General features: G+C 62.9%; 16 protein-coding genes. 2 read left to right on the top strand and 14 right to left on the bottom strand.

Going from position 1 to position 14,310, the window contains the following annotated elements:
* Nucleotides 1–56 precede the first annotated feature (56 nt).
* Nucleotides 57–380: a hypothetical protein gene (locus tag GMOLON4_RS16290; RefSeq protein WP_146137587.1), complete on the top strand. Its 324-nt coding sequence runs from the start codon at nucleotides 57–59 to the stop codon at nucleotides 378–380.
* Here the strand turns inward: GMOLON4_RS16290 and GMOLON4_RS16285 are convergent.
* From GMOLON4_RS16285 to mobC, 4 genes are read right to left on the bottom strand one after another with little or no spacing between them, the layout of a single operon-like run.
* Nucleotides 358–2,070 carry a VirD4-like conjugal transfer protein, CD1115 family gene (locus GMOLON4_RS16285; protein WP_106486744.1) on the bottom strand — a complete coding sequence of 571 codons (1,713 nt, stop codon included), beginning with the start codon at nucleotides 2,068–2,070 and terminating at the stop codon, nucleotides 358–360. The two genes, GMOLON4_RS16290 and GMOLON4_RS16285, sit on opposite strands and share 23 nt — an antisense overlap.
* A gap of 4 nt (nucleotides 2,071–2,074) precedes the next feature.
* Nucleotides 2,075–2,932 (bottom strand): hypothetical protein, encoded by an 858-nt coding sequence (locus GMOLON4_RS16280; RefSeq protein WP_265415419.1) that lies wholly within the window; start codon nucleotides 2,930–2,932, stop codon nucleotides 2,075–2,077.
* On the bottom strand, nucleotides 2,932–4,653 hold the full coding sequence (locus GMOLON4_RS16275; protein WP_106486724.1) for a relaxase/mobilization nuclease domain-containing protein: 1,722 nt from the start codon (nucleotides 4,651–4,653) through the stop codon (nucleotides 2,932–2,934). Before GMOLON4_RS16275 ends, GMOLON4_RS16280 begins: the two co-directional genes overlap by 1 nt.
* A gap of 4 nt (nucleotides 4,654–4,657) precedes the next feature.
* On the bottom strand, nucleotides 4,658–4,999 hold the full coding sequence (mobC, locus tag GMOLON4_RS16270; protein WP_181244150.1) for a plasmid mobilization relaxosome protein MobC: 342 nt from the start codon (nucleotides 4,997–4,999) through the stop codon (nucleotides 4,658–4,660).
* Between the two features lie 278 nt (nucleotides 5,000–5,277).
* On the opposite strand from mobC, the gene GMOLON4_RS16265 reads away from it, so the two are divergent.
* Nucleotides 5,278–5,610 carry a hypothetical protein gene (locus GMOLON4_RS16265; RefSeq protein ID WP_106486726.1) on the top strand — a complete coding sequence of 111 codons (333 nt, stop codon included), beginning with the start codon at nucleotides 5,278–5,280 and terminating at the stop codon, nucleotides 5,608–5,610.
* A gap of 307 nt (nucleotides 5,611–5,917) precedes the next feature.
* On the opposite strand, the gene GMOLON4_RS16260 is transcribed toward GMOLON4_RS16265, so the two are convergent.
* From GMOLON4_RS16260 to GMOLON4_RS16215, 10 genes are all read right to left on the bottom strand, one after another.
* Nucleotides 5,918–6,487, bottom strand: a complete 570-nt coding sequence (locus GMOLON4_RS16260) for a recombinase family protein (protein WP_106486727.1) — start codon at nucleotides 6,485–6,487, stop codon at nucleotides 5,918–5,920.
* A gap of 2 nt (nucleotides 6,488–6,489) precedes the next feature.
* Nucleotides 6,490–7,338, bottom strand: a complete 849-nt coding sequence (locus GMOLON4_RS16255; protein ID WP_106486728.1) for a Fic/DOC family protein — start codon at nucleotides 7,336–7,338, stop codon at nucleotides 6,490–6,492.
* The gene (locus GMOLON4_RS16250) at nucleotides 7,338–7,580 is read right to left on the bottom strand and encodes an antitoxin VbhA family protein (protein WP_106486732.1); all 243 of its coding nucleotides are present in this window, start codon (nucleotides 7,578–7,580) and stop codon (nucleotides 7,338–7,340) included. Before GMOLON4_RS16250 ends, GMOLON4_RS16255 begins: the two co-directional genes overlap by 1 nt.
* A 165-nt stretch (nucleotides 7,581–7,745) precedes the next feature.
* The gene (locus GMOLON4_RS16245; protein ID WP_106486729.1) at nucleotides 7,746–7,928 is read right to left on the bottom strand and encodes a hypothetical protein; all 183 of its coding nucleotides are present in this window, start codon (nucleotides 7,926–7,928) and stop codon (nucleotides 7,746–7,748) included.
* Between the two features lie 11 nt (nucleotides 7,929–7,939).
* A complete protein-coding gene (locus GMOLON4_RS16240) occupies nucleotides 7,940–8,116 on the bottom strand; it encodes a hypothetical protein (protein ID WP_181244151.1) in 177 nt (58 codons plus the stop codon).
* A 5-nt stretch (nucleotides 8,117–8,121) separates the two neighbouring features.
* Nucleotides 8,122–8,322: a hypothetical protein gene (locus GMOLON4_RS16235; RefSeq protein ID WP_106486731.1), complete on the bottom strand. Its 201-nt coding sequence runs from the start codon at nucleotides 8,320–8,322 to the stop codon at nucleotides 8,122–8,124.
* A gap of 25 nt (nucleotides 8,323–8,347) precedes the next feature.
* A protein-coding gene (locus GMOLON4_RS16230) for an IS3-like element ISGmo1 family transposase (protein WP_265415422.1) occupies nucleotides 8,348–9,537 on the bottom strand; the annotation gives its coding sequence in 2 pieces (ribosomal slippage) (nucleotides 8,348–9,279 and nucleotides 9,279–9,537; 1,191 coding nt in all).
* 308 nt (nucleotides 9,538–9,845) lie between these two features.
* On the bottom strand, nucleotides 9,846–11,243 hold the full coding sequence (locus GMOLON4_RS16225; RefSeq protein WP_181244157.1) for an amidohydrolase family protein: 1,398 nt from the start codon (nucleotides 11,241–11,243) through the stop codon (nucleotides 9,846–9,848).
* A gap of 117 nt (nucleotides 11,244–11,360) precedes the next feature.
* Nucleotides 11,361–12,550, bottom strand: a protein-coding gene (locus GMOLON4_RS16220; RefSeq protein ID WP_156892064.1) for an IS3-like element ISGmo1 family transposase whose coding sequence is annotated in 2 segments (ribosomal slippage) — nucleotides 11,361–12,292 and nucleotides 12,292–12,550 — 1,191 coding nt in all. Because the reading frame shifts where the segments join, the coding sequence is not laid out codon by codon here.
* 308 nt (nucleotides 12,551–12,858) lie between these two features.
* Nucleotides 12,859–14,256: an amidohydrolase family protein gene (locus tag GMOLON4_RS16215; protein WP_181244157.1), complete on the bottom strand. Its 1,398-nt coding sequence runs from the start codon at nucleotides 14,254–14,256 to the stop codon at nucleotides 12,859–12,861.
* Nucleotides 14,257–14,310: the final 54 nt, after the last annotated feature.

Below are 14,310 nucleotides of genomic sequence, written 5' to 3'. Positions count from 1 at the left end.
CGTAATATACTTTACGAGAAGTTGGGCGTTTTGTCGATATGGTAGAAATGGTGGCTATGCGGGGTGAACTTTCGGAGGCGGAGGCGCTGGCGCTTTCGCATCTGAACTCCCGTCGTTTCGAGTTGCTGTTACATGCAGCACGGTTCGGCGGCCCGTTCACTGCGTCCCAACTCAGGGAGGTCGCGCCCGAGCATTCATCGTCGCTGACGCGCGATCTGAACGCGCTCGAAGCGGGCGGGCTGCTCGTGGCGACGCCGAGTGCGTCTGAACAGCGGCAGGGGCGGCCGGTGCAGTTCCGGCTCGCCCCCGAGACGCCCGAGCTATTCGCGCGGCTCTCCGCTCTAATCTCGGAGGCATCTACACTCCCGCCGTCGTCTTAATCGCGGCCTTGCGCGATTTGAACGGCTTGAGGCCTCGGATCAGCAGGATAGCTTCGTCGTTGGACATGCGCCCAATCTCGTCGGCCGTGAGCAGTGCCCGCTTCAAGGTGCGCTGCGCCTTCGTTCGCGAGCCGGTGACGCCGTAGGTCTGCGAGAACTCGTCCATGGTGATCGTTTCATCACCGAGCTGCTTGGACAGCCACTCATTCGTCTCCTGGTCGCGGCCGCCGAGGAACAGGAGCGAGTCGCAGTTGCCGACAATCGCGTTCCAGTCGTCGCGCCAGATCGCCTTGCCCTGAGAGAAGGCCTGCACGATGATGCTCGCGCTGATCCCGCGGGAGCGGATCGTAGCCATGAGCACTTCAAAGCTCGGAATCTTGCCGATGTTCGCGAACTCATCGAGGAAGCAGTGCAGCGGCACGTCGAGCGTGCCGCTCTCGTTGTGGTCAGCGATGTAGACGTTCTCCGCGAAGAGAGACTGCCAGAACATCGCCGCGAGGAATCGGAACGTGACGTGAGTATCGGGGAGTTGCAAGAACAGTGCCGTAGGCTCGCGGCCGACGCGATCCAGGCCAATGTCGTCGCTGGACAGAATCTCGCGCACGTCGTGCATGTCGAGCGGTGCGAGGCGCACGCCGAGCGAGATAACGACGCTCAGGCGCGTCTCTGCGGGGCCTTGCTGGTAGACCCGGTACTGCCGCGTGGCGAAGTCAAGCATCTTCATCACGGCGTCATCCTCCGCGCCGAAGCTCGCAGGGTCAGCCTTCCAGCTCTCGACTACCTCGCGTGCGGCTTCCATCTTGAGGTCGGTTTCGCTGGTGAACTCGTCCGGGTTGCTCTCGCTGCCCTCCATCGCCTTGTGCAGGTCAACGACTGACGGCAGGTTCCTCTTGCCGCTCTCCTGCGTGACCGTCGCCCAGACATAGGCGATGAGCGCGGTGAGTAGCGCCCGCTCGGCACGCTCCCAGAACCCATCGCCGCGGCTCTCCTTACCGCTCGTGTTCGCCATGATGGTTTCGGTGAGCTGGGCGACGCCGGTTTCTGGCTCGGCGTCGCTGATGTAGTCGAGCGGGTTGAACCGGTTGGACTGCCGCAGATCAACCAGGTTGAACGTGCGAACGCGCAGTCCCTTCGCTTCGAGGGGCTGGCGCATCATGCGGTAAATCTCGCCTTTGGGGTCGGTGACAGCGAAGCTCCAACCCTCGATGGTCGCGAGATTCGGGAGCACGTAGCCGCGCGTCTTGCCCGTACCCGATGCGCCGAGAACACACACGTTCAAGTTGCGGCGGGTCTTGTACGGGTCGAGCGCGAGGCCTTCCGTTGCAGTGAGCTGCAAGCGCTCCGCGGGGTTCTTCGTCGTCAGCGGCTTCATGTCGCGCGGCGTCGCCCACGCGGCCGATCCCTGCTCTTCCCCCTGGCGAGTGTTCTTCTTCCCGCTCATTCCGTAGAGCACGATGAGCAAGAACAGCACCGCGGCGACAGCGCCGCCGATGAGTGAGGGCTGATCGAAGTCGAGCTGGAACCACGTTGCTCCGAGCGCAGCGGGGAACTCCTTGGGAATCTCGTTGATCGGCGTGCCCGCAGCGTACTCAGCAACGGCGAAGTGTGTTGCGCGGTTAGCGAGGTAGAACACGACGCCGCCGCCAATGAGCGAGGCGATGACCTTGCCCTTGGTGAATCCAGTGCTCATCGTTCTACCTCCGGTTCGCCTTCGGTGCCTGCTGCGCATCATCGGCCGAGCTGCGAACCTGGCTGCGCTTCTTCGAGCGCGTCTTGCTCTGTTCCAGCTCCGCCTTGCGCTGATCTACCTTCTTATCGATCTTCTCCACGACATGCGCGCGGGTGCGATCCCCTGGCGTCTTCTCCGGCCGCTGCTCACTGCGGGTGAGCGCCGGTTCGCGCTCGATGCTGTGTCCGCCGCGATCCGTCACAGCCTCGTCGGGCTGCGTGGTGACCCGCTCCGGCGCTGCGTCGTACTCGCGCGTTTGTGTCTCGCTCAGCTCAGCAGACTCGATGCGCGGCGCATCCTCGCGCAGCTCGTCGGTGCCATGCACCGGCACCTGCTCCTGGTGCTGCTCGTCGTGCGTCTGTTCCGGGGCCGGGGTTTGCAGCTCGGGAGCGTTGCGGGCCAGCTTCTCATCGACGCGCTCGGCGGCGACCGCAAGCGCGTGCTGGATTAGCTCGGCGTCCTTGCCCTGAATGTGGAAGGTGCGCGAGCCGTCGCGGTGCGTCTCGACGCTCCACAGCACGCCGTGACGGCGCAGCTCGCGCTCAAGTTCCTTCGACACCGCAGCGTCGTCGATGTTCACAAGCTCTCGCTTGCCTTCCGCGATCCGGGTGAACTCCTTGAGCGCAACTTGCCCGCTCTCGCGCTGTGCGTTCACGCTCTGCTGGATCGAACGGTACACCGCGGCCGCCACCTTGAACGGTGCCGCAGTGAGCTTCTGCCCGACCCACAGCGACGCCTTCACGCTCGTGCTCGATGCGGTCATCGTCACCTTCTGCGTGAGCTGTTGCAGCTCGGCTTCGCCCTTGTCTACGAGGTCAACCATTATCGTGTCCTTCCGTCGTTGCGAGTCGTCCCCTCGGGGCGTGCGCGATCTTCGTTGCGTGCTCGCAGCTTGTTCGCTTCCATCTCAAGCCGGTCTTGCAGGGTCATCGAGCGCGTGCCGCCGTCGCGATCCTGCTCGGCGTCATCGAGCGTGACGGCATCGGCGGTGCGCTCGTGTGCGCGCGCCTCCCGAATGCCGTTCGACTCGGCATCGCCCGCGGCCACGTCGCGGCTGAGGCGCTGCGCGGCCTGCTCTCGTTGCCGCTGCTGTTGTGTGCGTTCGGTGCTCTCGCGTGCGGCGTTCGACTGCGCGTGAATGCGATCAGATACAGCCATTACGGTTTCCTCCTTCGTTAGCTGCGTGAGTGCATGAATGTCGCTCTTCGCTCCGTCAATCTCGCGTTCGATGATGCGGAGCTGTGCTTGCAGACCGGCGAGCTGTGCGGGGTCACCCGTTGGTGACACCATAAGCTCAGTCGTTGCAACAAGCATGGTCTGATACGCGAAGTGACGTTCGGCAACGAACGCTCGTGCGCGCTCGATTGCTGCGTCAGGGCCGACTCGGTCGCCGTCGCCCATCCATCGTGCTTTCGCGTTCACGCGAGCTTCGAGGGCGCGCAGCTCACTCAAACTGGTCTGCCACTGGCCGACGTTCCCGCCGAACTGAGCGCTCTTCGCGTGATGAACCGCGCCGACAAGATCGGGTTCAGAGAACCACTTGTAGAGGCCCATCGTCGGTACGGTCTTGGCGAGGTTTCCGCGCGCATCCGACAGTCGGTGCTCATCGTTTGCCGGTACATAGATGCGCAGCGCGCGGCCGTGCCGCACAACTTGAGTCTTGGCAACAGTAAGGTGCAGCTCGCGTTTCGTACCGGGAACAATGACGGTCATCGTGTCGCGAGTCTCGCGCGTGACCATCGACACATCGACACCGATCTGATTGACAACCTGGCGCGTGAGTCGAGCCATGATCGACGCTTCGGTGTATGCGGCTCCCAGTCGGTAGTCGCGTACCGCTCGCGGCATCGAGATTTCGCGGAACGAGAGCGTGCCAGCTCGTCCACCGCGTGCCGATACCTCGACACCAGCGCGGCCAAGGATCGCCTGGAACTCGGCCCAACTCGTCGCCTGCATGGCCGCCTTGTCGATCTCGGTACGGATGAACTGCTTACCGCTCTCGCCCTTGAGCACGCGGTACACGTCAGCCATAGTGCGGCCGGTTGCTCGCTCCGGCTTCGGCAAAACGCTCAACCCATGCGCGCGGCACAGCTCATCGCTCAGCTCGCGAATGTTCCCAATGGTGCTCTTCTGAACGCGGAACTTTCGCCCCGTCTCGCGATTCACGGCATTCAGAATGATGTGGTTGTGCAGGTGCCCCTTATCGAGGTGCGTCGCGATCATGTACTCATGCGAACCGCCCGTGATCTGCTCCGCGAGCTGCACGCCGATCTTGTGCGCTGTTGCAACGTCGATACCGTCCTTCGGGTCGAACGACTGGATGACGTGATGAGCGAGCACGGCACCTTCGCGAGGCTTCGAGACACCGACTCGCTCGGCCGTCTGCCCGAACTGCCGAGCGACCGCCTTGAAGTCGGAAGGGTCGATGATCGTATCGGCGTTAGTCGATACCCAAACTCCATCTGCCGTCGCATCAGGGCGCGAGATGTACGCCAGCGCCTTAGCTGGCGTGCTCTTGATCTGCCCCATCTTCACGACGGCCATGACGCTACTCGGCCTCCTTCGCAGCCCGCTCGATGAGAGCTTGAATCTCCCGCACGAGCGCGCGAGTTGCTTTCATCTCTTCGAGCGTCGTGACACTCTCGGTGTTCACAAGTCGAGCGATCTGGTTGATGTTGTTACCGATCCGCGCAAGCTCGGCCCCGAGCGGTGCTGGATCGAACGCGATCTGACGCACACGAATCTCAGTGTCGAGGATCGCGGAACGAACAAACCGCGAGAAGTTCGTCTCGCCACTGAGCTGAAAGCGACGCTCAATCGCGGGCCACTGCTCCGCGGGAAACGAGACAGTCTTGATGATGCTGCGGGGCATCTCGTCAGCTTCGCTCATCATCTCTCCTACTACCGGGATTGGGCTGGAAGCCCATAGTGCAAGCTCGTCTTGCACCTTGCGCCGTGAGGCCAAGCGCAACGTTTATTAACGTTGCTATGCTTGCTACCCTCCGTGAGTCCATCCTACCCCCGCAGCGGCACAGTCGCTAGACTGTGCTGTGTAGGGGGCATCGGCGTAGCCGATCCTCTGCGCAAGCAGATGAGAGTCAGCCGTGCTCCGCACGGTCGGCTCTCTGATCGACAGCCCTCCGGGCTGCGTTACTACAGGGAGGCATCATGACCACGGAACGCAACATTGACGACCTGCTCAAGGAAGATGAGGCTCGGCTAAAGGCGAAGCGTAAGCGCCTCAGCGCGTTCGGCAAGGCGCTCGATGAAGTGCGCTCCGCGAGCGCGCGAGCATCGAAGACGGCCGCCGAGCTGCTGGATGCAGGCGACCTCACGCGCGCCGATCTGGCGAAGGTATTTGACCTCAGCAAGGGCGAGCGCGCGACGCTCATTCCGGCAGCACCGAAGCGCGCCGGGGCCGCCTCAGCGGCGCAGTCGCCAGTACAGTCGGCGCACGCCGAATACGAGCCAAACCACGGCTCGACCCACGCCAATCAGTAGCCACTGAACGAGCCAGAAGAGGCCGCGGATGATCGCGCCCGCGCCGAAGAACACGAGCTTGATAGCTAGCGCGATCACCAGGACCGCGACGACGATGAGGACAACGGCCATGATCTGCATGGCGGCTCCTTTCGCTCGCGGTTTTGTGTGTGAGGGCTTACCCCGATGATATGACGTTAGCTCCGGCCTGGCGAGCGTCAAGGGCGCTTCGCGTCGCTGCGCGATGCGGCTACGCCGCACCCTTGACCCTCGCCAGGCCTACGCTGTGGGCTTCATATCGAGGTAAGCATCACTGCGAGTAGCGGCGCTACTCGGAGTTCGATAGAGCGCGGCTAACCGAGCTGCGGCCGACGCCGAGCGCGAGCGCGATTTGCGCGTAGCTCATCGGCGGGTCGGCCTCGCGCATGGTCTTCGCCATGGCGATCCGCTCGGGTGTCATCACGGTAGGGCGGCCACCTATGCGGCCTTGGGATCGGGCGTGCTCGACGCCTCGGCGGGTGTTCTCGCGGATCATATCGACGCGGAGCTGCGCGAGCGTCGCCATGATCTTGAGCATGGCTTCACCCATCGCTGTTGAGGGGTCTATGTCCATCCATGGTTCATCGAGGCTGCGCAGCTTCACGCCGCGGGCGGCGTGGTCGCGGATGATCGAGATAGCGATGCTGTCGGTGCCTGCTACGCGGTCGAGCGAGGGAATCACCAGCTCGTCACCGGGGCGCTGTATCTTCTTGCACTCGATCCAGTCAGGGCGATCTTCCACTCGGCTTGAGTAGCCCACGTCAACAAAGATTCGTTCGCATCCTGCCTGTTCGAGGCGGGCTATTTGCGAGTCTGCGTTCTGCTCGCGAGTGCTGACGCGGGTGTATCCGATCCGCACGGCTACCGCCCGCCTCGGGTCGGCGGCTTGGGCTGCGTGCCGTCGCCCAGCTCGGGGGTCTTTCCTCGCTCCGCTGCGTGCTTCGGCTGCGTCGTCCGCGTCTCGCGCAGCTCGCTCATCTTCCGCTCGATGCGCTCCGCGAGCGTCATCGGTTTCTCGGGCGCTGCGGCCTCGGTGACGCGGCCGCCCTCGTGAATGAGCACGTTCGAGCGCGGCACGGCCGCGTGCTCGAACACGGGCACCATAGGGCGATGATTCGGCGTGTACTCCCCCATCGGCGGCCGGGTTGCCGCCGATGCAAGGTTCCACACTTCCTCGGGCACCCGCTCGAACTCAAGCGTGTACGGCGACCGCTCCGCGATGTGCTCCATAAACACCTTGGTCGTGCGTCCGTTGCCCTCACGGAACGGGTGCGCCTGGTTGACGTGGGCGAAGACTTCCGCCGTGCGCTCAGCGAATGCAGCATGGTCGAGCTGCGCCCAGTCGGTGCGCTCGACCATGGCACGAACCTCGGTCAGATAGGCGTCTATCGCGCCGTTGTGAGCATCCGCGAAGGGCGCTCCGCCGCCCTTCGCCATGTTCACAGTCCGGTACTGCCCAGCCCATTCATAAACGTCTTGGAAGAGCTGGCCGTGCAAGGCCTTCATGTGTTCGCCGTCGAACGTCCGAGCGACTAGCTCGGGGCGCAGCTCAAGCTCGGTGCGCCGAGCAAACGACATGCGATAGTCGTAGCTGCGCAGCGCGTCGAAGTCTCGGATGCCGGGGACATTCCGCATGACGCCGAACCCGGTCTGCTCGTTGTACGTCTCCGGGTAGAAATACGACGCCCACGAATCGAACTGCTGCGGCATCAGAGCGTGGAGGCCGCTCCGGCGATGCGTTCGGCCTTCGCGGCCGAACGCGCCTGGTACTCATCGAACGTGAGCGCGCCCCGCGTGTAGTCGATGAGGTCGGCCACGTCCTCGCGGTTCGGCTCCCATCCCTCATGCCAGCCCGCAGCGAGCGACCGAACAACGGCTCGCCGCTGCTCGGGGTCGAGCTGCGCGAATAGCTCGGGCCAGCGCGTCTCTACGTCAAAGGTTGGTTGCGACATGATGTGCTGCACCTCCTGGGGTACTCCCGATATTCCTACCTGCTCGTAAACGGTACAGGCCGGGTTTCGGGTCGGTTTGGGTTTCGGTCATAGGTTTCGGTCGGTCATCTTCCGGCGTGTCGCGGCTCATTCGAGGCGGCGCGAGCCGGTGCCCGAAAACGACCGTTATTGGGCGCAGCCTCCACCTTGTGCGACGTGGCCGCGCTTCATCAGCTCGAAGCGCACTTCGCTCAACAACGCATTGCAGCGCTGCCGCTCTTCGTCACTCGCAGCGGCGGCTATCGCCGCCTCAAGTCGGCTCATCTCACGCGCCAGCTCCGCGTCGCTCATCTGATCGCTCTGAGCCATAGCTGCCCCTCTCATATCGTGGCGAAGCCGAGCAGCGCGAAGGCTAACGTGACGGCCGCTCCCCCGAGCATCAACGGTTTCTCAGCTCGGGCCAGCGGGCCTTCGGTGATCTGCTTACGGCGGATCAGCCATGAGGCTGTGAACATGGCGATGCCGAGCAGCAGCCCAAGGTAGTAGACGATCTTCACGGCAATCACGCTCCCTCTCGGGGGCGCAGCGTGTAGAAGATGCCGAAGATCATGATCGGTAGAGCGATGACGACTGCCAACAACTCAACGAGTGCCAGTAGGACACGTTCACCAAAGTCTTTGAGGCCGTCACGTTCGCGCTCGTCCTTGCTCCCCCACCACATGAGCAGCAAGAAAATGGGCAACGCGATAGTGGGCTGTGTCAAGTTTTGTAGACACTCTTCTTGTGGATCAGGCCGCGACCACGTTCTGATGATCTGTGTTTCGTTCGTATGCGTGGCGGACCTCGACAGGGGTGCGATATCCCAGCGTTGAGTGGAGCCTGCCACGGTTGTAGAACACCTCGATGTACTCCATCACCGCGAACCTCGCACGCCCTCTGGTGGCGAAAGCCTGCCGGTGGTACATCTCGTTCTTCAACATCGAGAAGAAGCTCTCAGCGACGGCGTTGTCCCAGCACACCCCGGTCCGCCCAACCGAGAGCTTCACCTGGCACTGCTCGGCAAGCTCGGCATAGGCAGCCGAGGTGTAGACCGAGCCGCGATCCGAGTGAAACACGGCACCCTCACCGATACGACCGTGGGTATGCGCCATCGTGAGGGCATCGCTGACGAGCTCGACGCGCATGTGATCAGCCATCGACCACCCCACCACTTCACGGTTGTACAGATCAATCACGGTCGCGAGATACAGCCATCCCTCCCCGGTGCGCAGATACGTGATGTCACCGACGAACCGCTGCCCTGGCTGCTCGGCGGTGAAGTCGCGGCGCAACCAGTCCGGACGGTCCTGGGCGTCGAGTGCGGGAATCGTGGTCCGCTTCGACGCACGCGGCTGCACCCCGTGCACACCGAGCTGGCGCATCAGCTTCCGCACCAGGCCCGCCGAGGCCGTGACACCCCTGCGGGCAAGCTCGTGGAGCATCCTCCGGAACCCGTACGTCTGCTGCTTGTCCTCGTCGATCTGCTTGATCAACGCCGCCAACTCATCGCGTCGGCGACCAGATGGCGTGGTGGTGCCTTGTCGTTTCGCCCAGGCGTAGTAGCCAGCCCGAGACACCTTCAGCAGGCGTGTCATCAGGCCAATCGTGTGGTGGGCCTTCTCCTCGTGGATCAGCTGGAACTTCACGCTCACCGCTGTTCCTTCGCGAAGAAGGCCGCGGCTTTTTTCAGGAACGCGTTCTCCTCTGCCAGACGACGGTTCTCCGCCTCGAGCCTCGCATATCGCGCGGCGTCGACCGGGGCAGGCGCAGTCTGCGGGTCCGGGTTGGCTTGCCGGTAGTTCTTCACCCAGTACCCCAGAGAAGACTCGTTAATCTCGAGCTCCCGGGCGACCTGCGCGATCGGCCGCTGTCCCTGGATGACGAGTTGCACAGCGTCGGCCTTGAACTCGTCAGTGAACTGACGGCGGGGTTTCTTCATGGTCATGTCGTTCATTCAACTTCCTGGTAACGACTGTCTACCCCAAGTGTCACACCCCAGGACCTCCGTTGGTCTGAGTCATAGAACTAAGCAGCTACAACTCGACCCGGAGGTCTCTCATCTGTCAACAACCATCGTGATCAGTACACCTAGGACGCCACGGACCCCGGTGGGTTCGCCCGATGTACTCGGACGCGGAGCACGTACTGGCCGACGACGAAGCGGGGCCCGCCGGAGTTCGATACTTCCGGCAGACCCCGCTTGCGATGGAGGCTCAGTCCCGCTCTCCCGCCTGGCGCGGCGACGAGCTAGTCGAGGACGTTCGCAGTGCGAGGGTACGCAGTGACCAACGGACTCAGTGGAAGTCCATGGAAGTCGATCTCCCGCCCTTCCTTCACGACGTGAGACAGCGTTCGCATGTTCGTGATGTCGGCGAGCGGATCCTGGTCGAGCACCACGACGTCCCCGAGCTTGCCGACGTCGATGCTGCCGAGTTCGTCGAACTTCCGGTATGCCTTTGCCGGGTTCGCAGTCCCCGCAAGAATTGCTGCCATCGGATCCATACCCTTCTCGACCATTGCCTGCATCCACACGAAGTGGTCCTCGCCGAGCGTCCACGGCCGCTCGTGGAGTTCACCCTGGGACATATCTTCGAGGATGTCGGGATCCGTGCACCCGGCGTCAGTTCCCAGCACGAGCGGCACGCCGGCCTTGATCATGCGAACGTCATTCTCATGATGCACCCGCCCGGAGAAGTCGGCGAAGGGGTGGTCGACCGAGTCCATCCACGCCTGCTGGGCGATGGTCGTGGGCTGAACTTCACTCCACAGTTGTTTCTCGAGGAGCTTCTCGATCGTCTCCTCGGGAATCGGGGCCTGCCCGGTCATTGTGGCGTGGATCATCAGGTCCGCATCCCGCTCGATCGCCGTATTGAGGCCTTCCAGCGAGGTCGTATGCGTGAGGAGGGGGACGCCGGCACGTCGAACTTCGTCGACCAGCACATCGAGCACCCGCTCCGAGAAGGTGAAGTACGGGGCGCGGAATCCGAGGAGACCCACCAGGTGATCAGTGACGGCGATCTTGCAGAAGTCGACTCCCCGCTCCAAATACTCGCGGATCAACGGGCGCACCTCTGCCGGCGGGAGCGTACTGAGGTGCCGCCCCATTCCGACCTCGAACATTGCATCCATGCGATCGGCGAAGGTGCGACTCATGACGGTACGCGCCTGCATCGACGGCCGCATGAAGTCGCCGGTGAACGGTCCGCCCATGCCGATGAGCGTTCCCGCGAAGAAGATGCGGGCGCCTTCGGCTGCACCCGATGCGATCCGGTCGCGCGCGATCGTGACAGGTTCGAGCGCGTTCCACGTGTCGAACACGGTCGTGACCCCGCCACGGAGGGCGATTTGGGCGGCTTCCTCGATGACCTTGTAGTAGTTCCCTTCGAATCGGGCGAGGTATTCGATGCCGCCCCGACCCATCATCATGATTCCGTCCAGCAGGTGCACGTTTCCGTTCACCAGGCCGGGAAGAATCCACTTCCCCTGGGCATCGATCTGCCGGATGTTCGGATGTACCTCGATCTGGTCCGTGGAACCAACCTTCGTGATCCTGCCGTCTTCAATGAACACGGTCGTTTCGGGAACGGGAACTCCCCCATTTCCGTCGATGAGTGTGCCGCCGACAATCGCGATCGTTTCTCCCATGAGTTGCTCCTTTGCCTGACTCCGCATGACGCTGTTGATCTGATCGCCCGGCCGGGTGGAATCAGCGTATCGAGCGACCTGGGCTGTGTCAAGTTTTGTAGACACTCTTCTTGTGGATCAGGCCGCGACCGCGTTCTGATGATCTGTGTTTCGTTCGTATGCGTGGCGGACCTCGACAGGGGTGCGATATCCCAGCGTTGAGTGGAGCCTGCCACGGTTGTAGAACACCTCGATGTACTCCATCACCGCGAACCTCGCACGCCCTCTGGTGGCGAAAGCCTGCCGGTGGTACATCTCGTTCTTCAACATCGAGAAGAAGCTCTCAGCGACGGCGTTGTCCCAGCACACCCCGGTCCGCCCAACCGAGAGCTTCACCTGGCACTGCTCGGCAAGCTCGGCATAGGCAGCCGAGGTGTAGACCGAGCCGCGATCCGAGTGAAACACGGCACCCTCACCGATACGACCGTGGGTATGCGCCATCGTGAGGGCATCGCTGACGAGCTCGACGCGCATGTGATCAGCCATCGACCACCCCACCACTTCACGGTTGTACAGATCAATCACGGTCGCGAGATACAGCCATCCCTCCCCGGTGCGCAGATACGTGATGTCACCGACGAACCGCTGCCCTGGCTGCTCGGCGGTGAAGTCGCGGCGCAACCAGTCCGGACGGTCCTGGGCGTCGAGTGCGGGAATCGTGGTCCGCTTCGACGCACGCGGCTGCACCCCGTGCACACCGAGCTGGCGCATCAGCTTCCGCACCAGGCCCGCCGAGGCCGTGACACCCCTGCGGGCAAGCTCGTGGAGCATCCTCCGGAACCCGTACGTCTGCTGCTTGTCCTCGTCGATCTGCTTGATCAACGCCGCCAACTCATCGCGTCGGCGACCAGATGGCGTGGTGGTGCCTTGTCGTTTCGCCCAGGCGTAGTAGCCAGCCCGAGACACCTTCAGCAGGCGTGTCATCAGGCCAATCGTGTGGTGGGCCTTCTCCTCGTGGATCAGCTGGAACTTCACGCTCACCGCTGTTCCTTCGCGAAGAAGGCCGCGGCTTTTTTCAGGAACGCGTTCTCCTCTGCCAGACGACGGTTCTCCGCCTCGAGCCTCGCATATCGCGCGGCGTCGACCGGGGCAGGCGCAGTCTGCGGGTCCGGGTTGGCTTGCCGGTAGTTCTTCACCCAGTACCCCAGAGAAGACTCGTTAATCTCGAGCTCCCGGGCGACCTGCGCGATCGGCCGCTGTCCCTGGATGACGAGTTGCACAGCGTCGGCCTTGAACTCGTCAGTGAACTGACGGCGGGGTTTCTTCATGGTCATGTCGTTCATTCAACTTCCTGGTAACGACTGTCTACCCCAAGTGTCACACCCCAGGACCTCCGTTGGTCTGAGTCATAGAACTAAGCAGCTACAACTCGACCCGGAGGTCTCTCATCTGTCAACAACCATCGTGATCAGTACACCTAGGACGCCACGGACCCCGGTGGGTTCGCCCGATGTACTCGGACGCGGAGCACGTACTGGCCGACGACGAAGCGGGGCCCGCCGGAGTTCGATACTTCCGGCAGACCCCGCTTGCGATGGAGGCTCAGTCCCGCTCTCCCGCCTGGCGCGGCGACGAGCTAGTCGAGGACGTTCGCAGTGCGAGGGTACGCAGTGACCAACGGACTCAGTGGAAGTCCATGGAAGTCGATCTCCCGCCCTTCCTTCACGACGTGAGACAGCGTTCGCATGTTCGTGATGTCGGCGAGCGGATCCTGGTCGAGCACCACGACGTCCCCGAGCTTGCCGACGTCGATGCTGCCGAGTTCGTCGAACTTCCGGTATGCCTTTGCCGGGTTCGCAGTCCCCGCAAGAATTGCTGCCATCGGATCCATACCCTTCTCGACCATTGCCTGCATCCACACGAAGTGGTCCTCGCCGAGCGTCCACGGCCGCTCGTGGAGTTCACCCTGGGACATATCTTCGAGGATGTCGGGATCCGTGCACCCGGCGTCAGTTCCCAGCACGAGCGGCACGCCGGCCTTGATCATGCGAACGTCATTCTCATGATGCACCCGCCCGGAGAAGTCGGCGAAGGGGTGGTCGACCGAGTCCATCCACGCCTGCTGGGCGATGGTCGTGGGCTGAACTTCACTCCACAGTTGTTTCTCGAGGAGCTTCTCGATCGTCTCCTCGGGAATCGGGGCCTGCCCGGTCATTGTGGCGTGGATCATCAGGTCCGCATCCCGCTCGATCGCCGTATTGAGGCCTTCCAGCGAGGTCGTATGCGTGAGGAGGGGGACGCCGGCACGTCGAACTTCGTCGACCAGCACATCGAGCACCCGCTCCGAGAAGGTGAAGTACGGGGCGCGGAATCCGAGGAGACCCACCAGGTGATCAGTGACGGCGATCTTGCAGAAGTCGACTCCCCGCTCCAAATACTCGCGGATCAACGGGCGCACCTCTGCCGGCGGGAGCGTACTGAGGTGCCGCCCCATTCCGACCTCGAACATTGCATCCATGCGATCGGCGAAGGTGCGACTCATGACGGTACGCGCCTGCATCGACGGCCGCATGAAGTCGCCGGTGAACGGTCCGCCCATGCCGATGAGCGTTCCCGCGAAGAAGATGCGGGCGCCTTCGGCTGCACCCGATGCGATCCGGTCGCGCGCGATCGTGACAGGTTCGAGCGCGTTCCACGTGTCGAACACGGTCGTGACCCCGCCACGGAGGGCGATTTGGGCGGCTTCCTCGATGACCTTGTAGTAGTTCCCTTCGAATCGGGCGAGGTATTCGATGCCGCCCCGACCCATCATCATGATTCCGTCCAGCAGGTGCACGTTTCCGTTCACCAGGCCGGGAAGAATCCACTTCCCCTGGGCATCGATCTGCCGGATGTTCGGATGTACCTCGATCTGGTCCGTGGAACCAACCTTCGTGATCCTGCCGTCTTCAATGAACACGGTCGTTTCGGGAACGGGAACTCCCCCATTTCCGTCGATGAGTGTGCCGCCGACAATCGCGATCGTTTCTCCCATGAGTTGCTCCTTTGCCTGACTCCGCATGACGCTGTTGATCTGATCGCCCGGCCG

The sequence above is a fragment of the Gulosibacter molinativorax genome, assembly GCF_003010915.2.
Classification (GTDB): domain Bacteria; phylum Actinomycetota; class Actinomycetes; order Actinomycetales; family Microbacteriaceae; genus Gulosibacter; species Gulosibacter molinativorax.
The sequence above is the reverse complement of the archived record's forward strand: the minus strand, read 5'-3'. Positions and strand labels throughout refer to the sequence as shown.